Origin of the sequence: Streptomyces sp. NPDC012888 (assembly GCF_042900645.1) — a bacterium.
GTDB lineage: Bacteria > Actinomycetota > Actinomycetes > Streptomycetales > Streptomycetaceae > Streptomyces.
In genome coordinates this window covers 79,250-93,352 of sequence record NZ_JBIBBM010000016.1, presented here as the reverse complement: position 1 = coordinate 93,352, position 14,103 = coordinate 79,250, and the positions used below count along the sequence as shown (strand labels likewise).

13 protein-coding genes, 1 pseudogene and 1 riboswitch are annotated in these 14,103 nt (G+C 71.8%); of the genes and pseudogenes, 11 read left to right on the top strand and 3 right to left on the bottom strand.

Annotated features, from left to right (window positions below; all coding sequences use genetic code 11):
- Positions 1–178 precede the first annotated feature (178 nt).
- Positions 179–1,015 (top strand): RNA polymerase sigma factor WhiG, encoded by an 837-nt coding sequence (whiG, locus tag ACFY61_RS25570; protein WP_389475468.1) that lies wholly within the window; start codon positions 179–181, stop codon positions 1,013–1,015.
- A gap of 52 nt (positions 1,016–1,067) precedes the next feature.
- The gene (locus ACFY61_RS25565) at positions 1,068–1,625 is read left to right on the top strand and encodes a TetR/AcrR family transcriptional regulator (protein ID WP_389475649.1); all 558 of its coding nucleotides are present in this window, start codon (positions 1,068–1,070) and stop codon (positions 1,623–1,625) included.
- 111 nt (positions 1,626–1,736) lie between these two features.
- Here the strand turns inward: ACFY61_RS25565 and ACFY61_RS25560 are convergent.
- Positions 1,737–2,072 (bottom strand): annotated as a pseudogene (locus ACFY61_RS25560) (peptidoglycan DD-metalloendopeptidase family protein); the annotation flags it as partial.
- A gap of 287 nt (positions 2,073–2,359) precedes the next feature.
- On the opposite strand from ACFY61_RS25560, the gene rpsB reads away from it, so the two are divergent.
- From rpsB to ACFY61_RS25515, 9 genes are all read left to right on the top strand, one after another.
- Complete coding sequence (rpsB, locus tag ACFY61_RS25555; RefSeq protein WP_389475466.1) at positions 2,360–3,259, top strand: 30S ribosomal protein S2; 900 nt, start codon at positions 2,360–2,362, stop codon at positions 3,257–3,259.
- Positions 3,260–3,394: 135 nt separating this feature from the next.
- Positions 3,395–4,231 carry a translation elongation factor Ts gene (gene tsf, locus ACFY61_RS25550; RefSeq protein WP_389475464.1) on the top strand — a complete coding sequence of 279 codons (837 nt, stop codon included), beginning with the start codon at positions 3,395–3,397 and terminating at the stop codon, positions 4,229–4,231.
- Positions 4,232–4,393: 162 nt separating this feature from the next.
- Complete coding sequence (gene pyrH, locus ACFY61_RS25545; protein WP_389475462.1) at positions 4,394–5,173, top strand: UMP kinase; 780 nt, start codon at positions 4,394–4,396, stop codon at positions 5,171–5,173.
- Positions 5,174–5,245: 72 nt separating this feature from the next.
- Entirely contained in the window at positions 5,246–5,803 is a 558-nt protein-coding gene (frr, locus tag ACFY61_RS25540; RefSeq protein WP_389475460.1) for a ribosome recycling factor, read from the top strand.
- Positions 5,803–6,783 (top strand): phosphatidate cytidylyltransferase, encoded by a 981-nt coding sequence (locus ACFY61_RS25535; protein ID WP_389475458.1) that lies wholly within the window; start codon positions 5,803–5,805, stop codon positions 6,781–6,783. Before frr ends, ACFY61_RS25535 begins: the two co-directional genes overlap by 1 nt.
- 86 nt (positions 6,784–6,869) lie before the next feature.
- Complete coding sequence (rlmN, locus tag ACFY61_RS25530) at positions 6,870–7,982, top strand: 23S rRNA (adenine(2503)-C(2))-methyltransferase RlmN (RefSeq protein ID WP_389475456.1); 1,113 nt, start codon at positions 6,870–6,872, stop codon at positions 7,980–7,982.
- A gap of 20 nt (positions 7,983–8,002) precedes the next feature.
- Positions 8,003–8,112, top strand: a riboswitch (TPP riboswitch).
- Between the two features lie 88 nt (positions 8,113–8,200).
- Complete coding sequence (locus ACFY61_RS25525; protein ID WP_389475454.1) at positions 8,201–9,298, top strand: thiamine ABC transporter substrate binding subunit; 1,098 nt, start codon at positions 8,201–8,203, stop codon at positions 9,296–9,298.
- A gap of 53 nt (positions 9,299–9,351) precedes the next feature.
- Positions 9,352–10,965: an ABC transporter permease gene (locus tag ACFY61_RS25520; RefSeq protein WP_389475452.1), complete on the top strand. Its 1,614-nt coding sequence runs from the start codon at positions 9,352–9,354 to the stop codon at positions 10,963–10,965.
- An 8-nt stretch (positions 10,966–10,973) separates the two neighbouring features.
- On the top strand, positions 10,974–11,990 hold the full coding sequence (locus ACFY61_RS25515; RefSeq protein ID WP_389475647.1) for an ABC transporter ATP-binding protein: 1,017 nt from the start codon (positions 10,974–10,976) through the stop codon (positions 11,988–11,990).
- Between the two features lie 39 nt (positions 11,991–12,029).
- Here ACFY61_RS25515 and ACFY61_RS25510 read toward each other — a convergent pair whose 3' ends face one another.
- A complete protein-coding gene (locus tag ACFY61_RS25510) occupies positions 12,030–12,929 on the bottom strand; it encodes a hypothetical protein (protein WP_389475450.1) in 900 nt (299 codons plus the stop codon).
- Positions 12,930–13,008: 79 nt separating this feature from the next.
- Positions 13,009–14,100: an LOG family protein gene (locus ACFY61_RS25505; RefSeq protein ID WP_389475448.1), complete on the bottom strand. Its 1,092-nt coding sequence runs from the start codon at positions 14,098–14,100 to the stop codon at positions 13,009–13,011.
- Between the last annotated feature and the right edge of the window lie 3 nt (positions 14,101–14,103).

Here is a 14,103-nt window from a genome sequence, read left to right as displayed (position 1 = left end):
ATGAGAGAAGCGGTCTTCCGGATGCCAGCCGCCGGGACTGCGCGCACGGCGCCGGTCCCGGACCGCCCGCGCGGCGAACGGCCCCCTTGCGCCGTCATACCATCCCGTACTCTTCGCGCACCGCGACTATCCAGTCACGCTACGCTCGCAAGGAATCCGTCCCCGACGAAGGCGACGCATGCCCCAGCACATCTCAGGGTCTGACCGCGCCGCGGCACCCCCCGCTGCCCGCAGCAGCGTGCGGGCCACCGCGCCCTCGCCCCTGGACGCGCTGTGGCGCTCGTACAAGGAGTCGGGGGACGAGCGGCTCCGGGAGCAGCTGATCCTGCACTACTCGCCGCTCGTGAAGTACGTGGCGGGCCGGGTCAGCGTCGGCCTCCCGCCCAACGTGGAACAGGCCGATTTCGTCTCCTCCGGGGTCTTCGGGCTGATCGACGCCATCGAGAAGTTCGACATCGACCGCTCCATCAAGTTCGAGACCTACGCCATCACCCGGATCCGCGGCGCGATGATCGACGAACTGCGTGCCCTGGACTGGATCCCCCGCTCCGTCCGGCAGAAGGCCCGGGCCGTGGAACGCGCCTACGCCACGCTGGAGGCGCAGCTGAGGCGCACTCCCACCGAGACCGAGGTGGCCTCGGAGATGGGCATCGCCGTGGAAGAACTCCACGCCGTCTTCAGTCAGTTGTCGCTGGCCAACGTGGTCGCCCTGGACGAGCTGCTGCACGTCGGCGGCGAGGCGGGCGACACCCTCTCGCTGATGGAGACCCTGGAGGACACCGCCGCGGACAACCCGGTGGAGGTCGCCGAGGACCGCGAACTGCGCCGGCTGCTCGCCCGGGCCATCAACACCCTCCCGGAGCGCGAGAAGACGGTGGTGACCCTCTACTACTACGAGGGGCTCACGCTGGCCGAGATCGGCCACGTGCTGGGCGTCACGGAGAGCCGGGTCAGCCAGATCCACACCAAGTCCGTGCTGCAACTGCGGGCGAAGCTGGCGGATGTCGGCCGGTGACCTTGCGGTACCTCCGTAAAGTGGAGAGGTGCCCAGGATTCGAGCGGCCTCCGTGGCCGAGCACCGGACGATGCAGCGCGGCGCCCTGCTGGACGCCGCGCGTTCCCTGCTGTCGGAGGGTGGGACGGAGGCGCTGACCTTCCCCGCCCTCGCCGAGCGGACCGGGCTCGCCCGGTCCTCCGTCTACGAGTACTTCCGCTCCCGCGCCGCCGTGGTCGAGGAGCTGTGCGCGGTGGACTTCCCCGTGTGGGCGGCCGAGATCGAGGCCGCGATGGAGGCCGCGGACAGCCCCGAGGCGAAGATCGAGGCCTATGTCCGGCAGCAGCTGGCGCTGGTCGGGGACCGCAGGCACCGCGCCGTCGTGGCGATCTCCGCGAGCGAGCTGGACGCCGGGGCCCGGGAGAAGATCCGCGCCGCCCACGGCGGGCTGGTCGCCATGGTCGTCGAGGCGCTGGGCGCCCTCGGCCACCACCGGCCCCGGCTGGCCGCGATGCTGCTCCAGGGCGTGGTGGACGCCGCCGTCCGCCGGATCGAACTGGGTGCCGCCGAGGACCCGGCCGAGGTCACCGAGGCCGCCGTGGCCATGGCCCTGCGGGGCGTGAGCGGCTGAGCCGGCCGGGAGCGGCAGCAGCCGGGGGACCGGCCGGGGCGCGAGGGTCAGCGGGTTGAGGTAGGTCTCCCCGGACAGCAGGCCCCAGTGCAGGCAGGACACAGCGCAGTGGGACCCCGCCTCCAGCACGGCCACCGGCTGCCCGGCCCGCACCGGCTCGCCCTCCGCCACCAGCGGCCGCACCGGCTCGTACGTCGTGCGCAGGCCGCCCGGGAGGGTGAGCGACAGCACACCGCGGCCCGCCACCCGTCCGGCGTAATGGACCCGGCCGGGGCCCACGGCCCGCAGCTCCGCCCCGACCGGGGCGGCCAGGTCGACCCCGCGGTGCCCGGCCGCGTACGGAGTCGGCGGCGGGTCCCACCAGCGGAGCACCTCCAGGGGTGCCGGGAGGGGCCGGGACAGCGCGGCTGTCGCGGCCAGCAGCAGGGAGATCAGCAGCGTGGTCATGTCCGGCAGCGTGCCCGGACCCGGCCGCGCGCCGCCCGGCCCTGTGGACGACGGGGCGGTTGTGGACGGCGCCCACCCCCGGACGGAGGTCCCCCGGGGCGGGCGTCACCCGGCACGCTCCCCGGTCCCGTACACTTCTGGTGGCGATCCGGGTCACCGGGTCGACTTCGCACGCCCCAGCACCGGTCACCAGTGACCAGGTGAAAGCGTCTCTCGGTCCCCTGCGAACGGGGGCAGGACGCGGCGGGGCGTCAGGAACCAAACCGAGAATCCAAGGAGATACGGCCATGGCCGTCGTCACGATGCGGGAGCTGCTGGAGAGCGGCGTCCACTTCGGTCACCAGACCCGTCGCTGGAACCCGAAGATGAAGCGCTTCATCTTCACCGAGCGCAACGGCATCTACATCATCGACCTGCTCCAGTCGCTGTCGTACATCGACCGCGCCTACGAGTTCGTCAAGGAGACCGTCGCGCACGGCGGCTCCATCATGTTCGTGGGCACCAAGAAGCAGGCCCAGGAGGCCATCGCCGAGCAGGCGACCCGCGTCGGCATGCCGTACGTCAACCAGCGCTGGCTGGGTGGCATGCTCACCAACTTCTCCACCGTCTACAAGCGCCTCCAGCGTCTGAAGGAGCTTGAGGCGATCGACTTCGAGGACGTGGCCGCCTCCGGCCTCACCAAGAAGGAGCTCCTGGTCCTCTCCCGCGAGAAGGCCAAGCTGGAGAAGACCCTCGGCGGCATCCGCGAGATGCAGAAGGTGCCGAGCGCCGTCTGGATCGTCGACACCAAGAAGGAGCACATCGCCGTCGGTGAGGCGCGCAAGCTCCACATCCCGGTCGTCGCGATCCTCGACACCAACTGCGACCCCGACGAGGTCGACTACAAGATCCCGGGCAACGACGACGCGATCCGCTCCGTCACCCTGCTCACCCGTGTGATCGCCGACGCCGTCGCCGAGGGCCTCATCGCCCGCTCCGGCGTCGCGACCGGTGACTCGAAGCCGGGCGACAAGGCCGCCGGCGAGCCGCTCGCCGAGTGGGAGCGCGACCTCCTCGAGGGCGACAAGAAGGCCGACGAGGCCCCCGCCGCCGCCGAGGCCCCCGCTGCCGAGGCTCCGGCCGACGAGGCCCCCGCCGCCGAGGCGCCGGCCGCCGAGGCTCCGGCCGCGGACGCCGAGCAGGCCTGACCCACTGGGGGCGCCCCGCGTTCACCCGCGGGGCACCCACAGCACGGACGATGACGACGGGGGACGGTGCGCACCTGGCACCGGCCCCCGCCGTTCACCCGTAGATCCACGACTTCGAGAGAGAATCACAGACTCATGGCGAACTACACCGCCGCTGACGTCAAGAAGCTCCGCGAGCTCACCGGCGCCGGCATGATGGACTGCAAGAAGGCCCTGGACGAGGCCGACGGCAACGTCGACAAGGCCGTCGAGGCGCTGCGCATCAAGGGCCAGAAGGGCGTCGCCAAGCGCGAGGGCCGTTCCGCCGAGAACGGTGCCGTCGTGTCCCTCCTCGCCGACGACAACACCTCCGGTGTCCTCGTCGAGCTGAAGTGCGAGACCGACTTCGTCGCCAAGGGCGAGAAGTTCCAGTCCGTCGCCGCCGACATCGCCAAGCACGTGGCCGCCACCTCCCCGGCGGACATCGAGGCGCTGCTCGCCTCCGAGATCGAGGCCGGCAAGACCGTCCAGGCGTTCGTGGACGAGGCCAACGCCAACCTCGGCGAGAAGATCGTCCTGGACCGCTTCGCGCAGTTCGCCGACGGTTTCGTCTTCTCCTACATGCACCGCACCATGCCCGACCTGCCCCCGCAGATCGGTGTCCTGGTCGAGCTGGACAAGGCCGACGCCGAGCTCGCCAAGGGTGTCGCGCAGCACATCGCCGCCTTCGCCCCGAAGTACCTCTCCAAGGAAGACGTCCCGGCCGAGGTCGTGGAGTCCGAGCGCCGCGTCGCCGAGGAGACCACCCGCGCCGAGGGCAAGCCCGAGGCCGCGCTCCCGAAGATCGTCGAGGGTCGCCTCAACGGCTTCTTCAAGGACGCCACCCTGCTGGGCCAGCCGTACGCGCTGGACAACAAGAAGTCCGTCCAGCAGATCCTGGACGAGGCCGGCGTCACCCTGAAGCGCTTCACCCGCATCAAGGTCGGCATCTGAGTCCGTTCGTACGCGACGGACACCGGACCCCGGTAGGGTCTGAAGCAGTCGTCCGCGCTCGCGCCGGACGACCGCAGATCTGACGAGGAGGCCATTGCCGTTGAGGGAGCCGCAAGGACCCACCGGCAATGGCCTTCTTCGTATGTGCACGAGGAGAACCCCATGAATCAGGTCGTGGACCCCCACACCGCCTCCGACGACAAGAGCGACCACGACAAGAAGGGCCGCCGCTTCATGCTGAAGCTGTCGGGCGAGGCCTTCTCCGGCGGCGGGGGACTGGGCGTCGACCCCGACGTCGTCCACGCCATCGCGCGCGAGATCGCCGCGGTGGTCCGTGACGGGGCGGAGATCGCCGTCGTCATCGGCGGCGGCAACTTCTTCCGCGGCGCCGAGCTGCAGCAGCGCGGCATGGACCGGGCCCGGTCGGACTACATGGGCATGCTCGGCACCGTCATGAACTGCCTCGCCCTCCAGGACTTCCTGGAGAAGGAGGGCATCGACTCCCGCGTCCAGACCGCCATCACCATGGGCCAGGTCGCGGAGCCGTACATCCCGCTGCGGGCCGTACGGCACCTGGAGAAGGGCCGCGTCGTGATCTTCGGCGCCGGTATGGGCATGCCCTACTTCTCCACCGACACCACCGCCGCGCAGCGTGCGCTGGAGATCGACGCCGAAGCCCTCCTCATGGGCAAGAACGGCGTGGACGGGGTCTACGACTCCGACCCCAAGACCAACCCGGACGCCGTGAAGTTCGACGCGCTGGAATACGGCGAGGTGCTCTCCCGCGACCTCAAGGTCGCCGACGCCACCGCCATCACGCTGTGCCGCGACAACAAGCTGCCGATCCTCGTCTTCGAGCTGCTGGCCGAGGGCAATATCGCCCGCGCGGTCAAGGGTGAGAAGATCGGCACGCTGGTGAGCGACCAGGGCACCCGGGCCTGAACGCATCGCCGACCGGCCCCGGCCCGGCCCGCCCCGCCCGAACCATCCATATCTGACATGCAGGAGCACGTGGTGATCGAAGAAATCCTCCTCGAGGCCGAGGAGAAGATGGAGAAGGCCGTCGTGGTCGCCAAGGAGGACTTCGCCGCGATCCGCACCGGCCGTGCGCACCCGGCGATGTTCAACAAGATCGTGGCGGACTACTACGGCGCCCTCACGCCCATCAACCAGCTCGCCTCGTTCTCGGTGCCCGAGCCGCGCATGGCCGTCGTCACCCCGTTCGACAAGAGCGCCCTGCGCAACATCGAGCAGGCCATCCGTGACTCCGACCTGGGCGTCAACCCCAGCAACGACGGCAACATCATCCGTGTGGTGTTCCCCGAGCTGACCGAGGAGCGCCGCCGCGACTACATCAAGGTCGCCAAGAGCAAGGCCGAGGACTCGCGCGTCTCGATCCGCTCCGTCCGCCGCAAGGCCAAGGACCTCCTGGACAAGCTGGTCAAGGACAAGGAGGCCGGCGAGGACGAGGTGCGCCGCGCCGAGAAGGAGCTCGACGACACCACCGCGAAGTACGTCGCCCAGGTGGACGAGCTGCTCAAGCACAAGGAAGCCGAGCTCCTCGAGGTCTGATGAACGACTCTCCCTGGGAGGCGGAGCCGGTTCCGGCAGGTGCCGCATATGATCGGGGGGCCGTCCTTCCGGACGGCCCCCCGGTCCGCGTAGAGATGCCGCCGCAGGAGCCCATGCCCACGCCACCCCCGCAGGCCCCGCAGGACGACGCTCCGCCGCCCAAGAAGCGCGCCGGGCGTGACCTGCGCGCCGCCATAGGGGTCGGTGTCGGCCTCGGCGCGGTCATCTTCGCCTCGCTGCTGATCGTCAAGGCCGTCTTCGTCGGCGTCATCGTCGTCGCCGTGGTCGTCGGCCTGTGGGAGCTGACCTCCCGGCTCCAGGAGCGCAAGTCGATCAAGGCGCCCCTGGTCCCGCTCGCGGTCGGCGGCGCCGCCATGGTCATCGCCGGTTACCTCCGGGGCGCCGAGGGCGCCTGGGTCGCCATGGCCCTGACCGCGCTCGCGGTCCTGGTGTGGCGGATGACGGAACCGCCCGAGGACTACCTCAGGGACGTCACGGCCGGTGTGTTCGCCGCTTTCTACGTGCCCTTCCTGGCCACCTTCGTCGCGATGCTGCTCGCGGCGGACGACGGCCCGCAGCGGGTGATCACCTTCCTGGTGCTCACCGTGGTCAGCGACACCGGCGCGTACGCGGTGGGCTGGCGCTTCGGCAAGAACAAGCTGGCCCCGCGGATCAGCCCGGGCAAGACCCGCGAGGGCCTGCTGGGGGCGGTGGCCTTCGCGATGGTGGCCGGCGCGCTGTGCATGGAGTTCCTGGTCGACGACGGCTCCTGGTGGCAGGGCCTGCTGCTGGGCCTGGCGGTGGCCGTCAGCGCCACCCTCGGCGACCTGGGCGAATCCATGATCAAGCGGGACCTGGGGATCAAGGACATGGGCACGCTGCTCCCCGGTCACGGGGGCATCATGGACCGCCTGGACTCGCTGCTGCCGACCGCTCCGGTGGTCTGGCTGCTGCTGGCGCTGTTCGTCGGCACGGGCTGAGCCGGGCCCGTACGGACCCCCACCCGGTACTCTGGAAAGGCGCGCTGCCGGTGCAGCGCGCCTTTCGTCTTAGAGGAGTACCTGCCATGGCCCGCCCCGCTCCGGGAGAGCTCACCTTCGTCGCCCCTCGCGGAGCCAAGAAGCCGCCGCGGCACCTCGCCGACCTCTCGCCGGCCGAGCGCCGCGAGGCGGTCGCCGCCGTCGGCGAGAAGCCCTTCCGGGCCAAGCAGCTCTCCCAGCACTACTTCGCGCGGTACGCGCACGACCCCGCCGAGTGGACCGACATCCCGGCGGCCTCGCGCGAGAAGCTGCGCGAGGCGCTGCTCCCCGAGCTGATGTCCGTCGTGCGCCACATCTCCTGCGACGACGACACCACCCGCAAGACCCTGTGGAAGCTGCACGACGGGACCCTCGTGGAGTCCGTGCTCATGCGCTACCCCGACCGGGTCACCATGTGCATCTCCTCGCAGGCGGGCTGCGGCATGAACTGCCCGTTCTGCGCCACCGGCCAGGCCGGTCTGGACCGCAACCTGTCCACCGCCGAGATCGTCCACCAGATCGTCGACGGCATGCGCGCCCTGCGCGACGGCGAGGTCCCGGGCGGCCCGGCCCGCCTCTCCAACATCGTCTTCATGGGCATGGGCGAGCCGCTCGCCAACTACAACCGGGTGGTCGGCGCCATCCGCCGCCTCACCGACCCGGAGCCCGACGGGCTCGGCCTGTCCCAGCGCGGCATCACCGTCTCCACCGTCGGCCTGGTCCCGGCCATCCACCGCTTCGCGGACGAGGGCTTCAAGTGCCGCCTCGCGGTGTCCCTGCACGCCCCCGACGACGAACTCCGCGACACCCTGGTCCCGGTGAACACCCGCTGGAAGGTCCGCGAGGTGCTCGACGCGGCCTGGGAGTACGCCGAGAAGTCGGGCCGCCGCGTGTCCATCGAGTACGCCCTGATCCGCGACATCAACGACCAGGCCTGGCGCGGTGACCTGCTGGGCCGCCTGCTCAAGGGCAAGCGGGTGCACGTCAACCTGATCCCGCTGAACCCGACGCCCGGCTCCAAGTGGACCGCCTCCCGCCCCGAGGACGAGCGGGCCTTCGTCCAGGCCATCGCCAACCACGGCGTCCCCGTCACCGTCCGTGACACCCGTGGCCAGGAGATCGACGGAGCCTGCGGCCAGCTGGCGGCGAGCGAACGGTAGGGTGGGCCCCGTACATCTGCATATTCCGACAGGGGAGCGCCACAGCGCTGAGAGTGCGGCACCGTCAGGCCGCAGACCCTCTGAACCTCGCCCAGGTCATTCTGGGTAGGAAGTTCGGTCACCACCTCAAGCTGTTGCGCCCCGCCCGGGCCTCCCGCTCCTCGTGAGCGCCCGGGCGGGGCCGCGTCTTCTCCTGGTCACCCCCAGGAGGAATTTCCGTGAACACCACCCAGAAGATGGCGGGGACCGCGCTCGCCGCGGCGCTCGGCATGACGGCGCTCACCGCCTGCGGCGGCGACGCCGGGGACAAGGACGGCGCCGCCACCGGCGGTACCGGCTCCAAGACCGTCACCCTCGTCTCCCACGACTCCTTCAACGCCTCCGAGGCGATCCTGAAGGAGTTCGAGAAGCAGACCGGCTACACGGTCAAGGTGGTCAAGAGCGGGGACGCGGGCGCGGCCCTGAACCAGGAGATCCTCACCAAGGGCAAGCCCCGCGGCGACGTCTTCTTCGGCGTGGACAACACGCTGCTCTCCCGTGCCCTCGACAACGGCATCTTCACGCCCTACGAGGCCAAGGGCCTGGCGGGCGTCGAGAGCCAGTACCACCTGGACAAGGAGCACCGGGTCACCCCGGTCGACAGCGGCGACGTCTGCGTCAACTACGACAAGAAGTACTTCGCGGACAAGAAGCTGGCCCCGCCGCAGACCCTGGACGACCTGGTCAAGCCCGAGTACAAGAACCTGCTGGTCACCGAGAACGCCGCGACCTCCTCGCCCGGCCTCGGATTCCTGCTCGCGACCGTGGGCAAGTACGGCGAGGACGGCTGGAAGGACTACTGGAGCAAGCTCGAGGCCAACGGCGTCGAGGTCGTCGACGGCTGGGAGCAGGCCTACAACGAGCGGTTCTCCGGCTCCGCCGGCGGCAAGAAGGCCGGCGGCGACCGCCCGCTGGTGGTCTCCTACGCCTCCAGCCCGCCGGTCGAGGTGCTGTACGGAGACCCGCAGCCGGCCGAGGCCCCGACGGGCGTGTCCACCGGCACCTGCTTCCGCCAGATCGAGTTCGCGGGTCTGCTCAAGGGCGCCGGGAACGAGGCGGGCGGCAAGGCCCTGATCGACTTCATGATCGGCCGCGGGTTCCAGGAGGACATGCCGCTGAACATGTTCGTCAACCCCGTCGTCAAGGACGCGAAGCTGCCCGAGATCTTCACCAAGCACGGCGTGGTGATCGAGAAGCCGGAGACCGTCGCTCCGGACACGATCGCCAAGAACCGTGAGCAGTGGGTCCGGGCATGGTCCTCGCTCGTCGTGAAGTAGCACGCGGGAGCGTTCGGAAGGGACGCGGCGGCACGGCCGTCCGGCCGGCCCTGATGGCCGTGCCGCTCGCGTTCTTCGCGGTCTTCTTCGCCTGGCCCGTCGCCTCGATCGTGGGGCGCGGGCTGAAGACCGGTTCCGGGTGGCAGTTCGGCCGCATCGGCGAGGTGCTCGCCCGCCCGGACATCGCCGGGGTGCTGTGGTTCACCACCTGGCAGGCCCTCGCCTCCACCGCGCTCACCCTGCTCCTGGCGCTGCCCGGTGCCTACGTCTTCGCCCGGTTCGAGTTCCCGGGCAAGCAGCTGCTGCGGGCCGTGGTCACCGTGCCGTTCGTCCTGCCGGCCGTGGTCGTCGGCACCGCCTTCCTGGCGCTGGTCGGGCGGGGCGGCCTCACCGACGAGCTGTGGGGCGTCCGGCTCGACACCACGGTGTGGGCCATCCTGCTGGCCCACGTGTTCTTCAACTACGCGGTGGTGGTGCGCACCGTCGGCGGGCTCTGGGCGCAGCTCGACCCCCGCCAGGAGGAGGCCGCCCGGGTGCTCGGCGCCGGCCGGTTCGGGGCCTGGCGGCAGGTGACCCTGCCCGCGCTGGCGCCGGCGGTCGCCGCGGCCGCGCTGATGGTGTTCCTGTTCACGTTCAGCTCCTTCGGCGTCGTGCAGATCCTCGGCGGACCCTCGTACGCCACCCTGGAGGTGGAGGTCTACCGGCAGACCGCGCAGCTGCTGGACCTTCCGACGGCCGCGGTGCTGACCCTCGTCCAGTTCGCGGCGATCGGCGCGATCCTGGGCGTGCACGCGTGGACGGTGCGCCGCCGCGAGACCGCGCTGCGGCTGGTCGACCCGGCCGGGACCGCCCGGCGGCCGCGCGGTGCGGGCCAGTGGGCGCTGCTCGGCGGGGTCCTGCTGTCGGTCCTGCTGCTGGTCGTGCTGCCGCTGGGAGTCCTGGTGGAACGTTCCCTCGACGCTCCCGGCGGCTACGGCCTCGGCTTCTACCGGGCCCTGCAGGACGCCGGCGCCACCGGAACCTTCCTGGTCCCGCCGCTGGAGGCCATCGGCAACTCCCTGGAGTTCGCGCTGGCCGCCACCGCCATCGCCCTGGCCGTCGGGGGCCTCGCGGCCGCGGCCCTCACCCGGCGGGGCGGCCGCTTCACCCGCGGCTTCGACGCGCTGCTGATGCTCCCGCTGGGCGTGTCCGCCGTCACCGTCGGCTTCGGCTTCCTGATCACCCTGGACGAGCCGCCGCTGGACCTGCGGGACTCGTGGATCCTGGTGCCGCTGGCCCAGGCGCTGGTCGGCGTGCCCTTCGTCGTACGGACCATGCTGCCGGTGCTGCGCGCCGTGGACGGGCGGCTCCGGGAGGCCGCCGCCGTACTGGGCGCCTCGCCGTGGCGGGCCTGGCGGGAGGTGGACCTGCCGCTGGTGCGCCGGGCCCTGCTGGTCGCCGCCGGATTCGCCTTCGCCGTGTCCCTGGGCGAGTTCGGGGCGACGGTGTTCATCGCCCGGCCCGACGAGCCCACCCTGCCGGTGGCCGTCGCCCGGCTGCTCGGCCGCGCCGGCGAACTCAACTACGGCCAGGCCATGGCCCTGAGCACCATCCTCATGCTGGTGTGTGCGGTGTCCCTGCTGCTGCTGGAACGCCTGCGCCCCGACAAGACCGCCGGAGAATTCTGATGCCGGGAATGCTGGAACTCGAAGGACTGTCGGTGTGCTTCGGCACCCGGACCGTGCTGGACGACGTGGACCTCGACGTCGCCGACCACGAGATCGTGTGCGTGCTCGGCCCCAGCGGAAGCGGCAAGTCCACGCTGCTCCGGGCCGTCGCCGGGCTCCAGCCGGTCTCCGCCGGCCGTGTCCGGCTGGCGGGCGCCGACCAGACCGGGGTCCCGGTCCACAAGCGCGGCGTGGGGCTGATGTTCCAGGACCACCAGCTCTTCCCGCACCGCGACGTCGGCGGCAACGTCGCCTTCGGCCTGCGCATGCAGGGCGCCCGGCGCGAGTCGTACGAGGCCCGGGTCGCGGAACTGCTGGAGCTCGTCGGCCTGCCCGGCGCCGAGCGGCGGGCGGTGTCCTCGCTGTCCGGCGGCGAACAGCAGCGGGTGGCGCTGGCCCGGGCCCTGGCCCCCTCGCCCCGCCTGCTGATGCTGGACGAGCCGCTCGGCCAGCTCGACCGGGGGCTCCGCGAGCGCCTGGTGGTCGAGCTGCGGGCGCTGTTCCACCGGCTGGGCACGACCGTACTGGCCGTCACCCACGACCAGGGCGAGGCCTTCGCGCTGGCCGACCGGGTGGTGGTGATGCGGGACGGCCGGATCGCCCAGGCGGGCAGCCCGCTGGAGGTGTGGCACCGGCCGGCCTCCGAGTTCGTGGCCCGCTTCCTGGGGTTCGAGAACGTCGTCGCGGCCACCGTCACCGACGGCTCGGCCGACACCCCGTGGGGCCGGATCCCGGTGCCCGCCGGCACCCCCGCGGGGCGGCACCGGCTGCTGGTCCGCCCCGCCGGAGTCCTGCTCGGCCGGACCGGACTCGACTGCGTGGTGGAGTCCCGCACCTTCCGCGGCACCCACGTGGCGCTCACCCTGCGGCCGCGCTCCGGCCCGGCCCTGGAAGCGGAGTGCGAGCTGGCCGAGGCGCCCGAGGTGGGCGCCGACGTGTCGGTGGCCTTCGCCCCGGCCGACGTGGTGGTCCTCCCGCCGCACTGACCCGCCCGCGCACCGGAGCCGGAGCGGTGCCGACGGCGATCAGACGGCCACCGGCTCCCGCTCCCGCTCCGGTTCCGCCGCCCCGTGCTTCCCGAACCAGGCCACCGCCACCGCGCCGGCCACCGCGAGGACGAAGCCCAGCACTGCCAGCCAGGCCAGGCCCGCGCGGGACGCGTCGCCCAGCCAGAGCACGCCGATCGCGCCCGGCAGCACGGTCTCGCCGACCACCAGCGCGGCCGTCGCCCCGTTCACCGAACCGATCTGCAGGGCCACCGTGTGCAGGTACATGCCGCCCGCCCCGGCCAGCACGATCGCGTACAGCGCCGGATCGGACAGCAGCCGGACCGGGTCGAACGGGTCGACCCCGTCGAGGATCCGCACACCGACGCCCAGCGCCCCGAAGCCCAGGCCGGACAGCAGACCGGCGAGGATCGCGGCCCGCGCGCCGAGCAGCCGCACCGCCACGGTGCCGCCCACGATGATCAGCGCGGTCACGGCCAGCAGCCACCAGTGGGTGGAGACGGGGGTGTTCCCGCCGCCCTCGTGCCCGGCGGCCGTGGCCAGCAGCACCAGCGCCGTGCAGACGACGGCGATGGACGCCCACTCCTTCCGGGTGAGCCGGATGCCCAGCATCCGCACGCTCAGCACCGCAGTGATCACCAGGTTCGCGCTGATCACCGTCTGCGAGAGGAACAGCGGCAGCATGCGCGCCGCCAGCGCGCCGAGCCCGAAGCCGACGAAGTCGAGGACCGTGCCCAGGACGAACTCCCAGGTCATCGCCGCCTTCGCGGTGGAGGCCAGGTTGGGGCCGCCGTGTGCGGTCACCCCGGCGGCGGCGGGGGTGGCGCGGGCGGCCCGGCGGGAGCCCACCGCTTGCAGCACGGACCCCGTCCCGTAGCAGATGGACGCCGCGACGGCGGTGAGCAGGCCTATGAGCACGGAGCGCTCCGTTCACGTCTGACAGGTTTCGCGTACCTCTGCCAGACGTGTGAACGGCCCTCCGCGTTGCCTGCCGCGCTCAGTGCATCGCGGCGAGGACGGCCGGCACCTCCGCGACCGAGTCCACCAGCGCGATCCGCCGCTCCATCGGGCGGCCCACCGCCAGCGACCGCAGCAGCGGCCAGGCGGGCAGCCGTTCGGTCCACTGCTCCCGGCCGACCAGGACCATCGGGACCGGCTCGCCCCGGGACCGGTAGTAGTTCGGGGTGGTGGCGTCGAAGACCTCCTGGACGGTTCCGGCGGCGCCCGGCAGGAAGACCACGCCCGCGTCGCACCGGGCCAGCAGCCCGTCCTCCCGGGTGGCGTTCGCGAAGTACTTGGCGATGTGGCCGGCGAACGGGTTCGGCGGCTCGTGCCCGTAGAACCAGGTCGGGATGCCCACCGAGTCCCCGCCGGACGGCCACCGCTCGCGCACGGCGAACGCGGCCCGCGCCCAGTCGGAGACGGACGGGACGAAGGAGGGCGCCTTCGCGAGCATGTCCACCGCCTCGTCCAGCGCCCCGTCCGGCGCCGGCGCCAGGTAGGCGCCGAGGTTCGCCGCCTCCATGGCGCCCGGGCCGCCGCCGGTGGCCACGGTCAGCCCGGTACGGGTCAGGGCCCGACCGAGCTCGGCGGCGCCGCGGTACTCGGCGGTGCCCCGGCCCATGGCGTGGCCGCCCATCACCCCGACCACCCGGGTGCCGCGCAGGTGTTCGTCGAGGGCGTCCGAGACCGCGTCGTCGTGGACCGAGCGCAGCATCGACGAGAGGACGTCGCCGTCGGACCCGGTCTCCCGGAACCACTCGTACGTCCGGGCGTCGGGCGTCGCCGCGTATCCCGAGGGGAGCGAGGCGTACAGCTCGTCGGGGGTGTAGAGCAGTCCCCGGTAGGGGTTGAAGGGGAGGTCCGGCACGGGCGGGAAGACGAGCGCCCCGTCGGCCCGGACCTTGGCGGCGGCGTCCGGTTCCATCGGGCAGCCCAGGAACACGGCGTCCGTGGTGTCCGCGCTCAGCAGGGCGAAGGTCCGGTCGAGCAGGTCGACCGACTGGATGCGGTATCCGCTGAGGGAGCCGCGGGCGACGACCTGGTCGAACTCGGCGAGGGTCTCGATCTCGATGTCTGCGTGGGCCACCCC

What these genes read in the sequence shown, in the direction of transcription:
- whiG (WP_389475468.1), top strand. Translation starts at nt 179, where the DNA reads ATGCCCCAGCACATCTCAGGGTCTGACCGCGCCGCGGCACCCCCCGCT.
- rpsB (WP_389475466.1), top strand. Translation starts at nt 2,360, where the DNA reads ATGGCCGTCGTCACGATGCGGGAGCTGCTGGAGAGCGGCGTCCACTTC.
- tsf (WP_389475464.1), top strand. Translation starts at nt 3,395, where the DNA reads ATGGCGAACTACACCGCCGCTGACGTCAAGAAGCTCCGCGAGCTCACC.
- pyrH (WP_389475462.1), top strand. Translation starts at nt 4,394, where the DNA reads ATGAATCAGGTCGTGGACCCCCACACCGCCTCCGACGACAAGAGCGAC.
- ACFY61_RS25535 (WP_389475458.1), top strand. Translation starts at nt 5,803, where the DNA reads ATGAACGACTCTCCCTGGGAGGCGGAGCCGGTTCCGGCAGGTGCCGCA.
- rlmN (WP_389475456.1), top strand. Translation starts at nt 6,870, where the DNA reads ATGGCCCGCCCCGCTCCGGGAGAGCTCACCTTCGTCGCCCCTCGCGGA.
- ACFY61_RS25520 (WP_389475452.1), top strand. Translation starts at nt 9,352, where the DNA reads ATGGCCGTGCCGCTCGCGTTCTTCGCGGTCTTCTTCGCCTGGCCCGTC.
- ACFY61_RS25515 (WP_389475647.1), top strand. Translation starts at nt 10,974, where the DNA reads ATGCTGGAACTCGAAGGACTGTCGGTGTGCTTCGGCACCCGGACCGTG.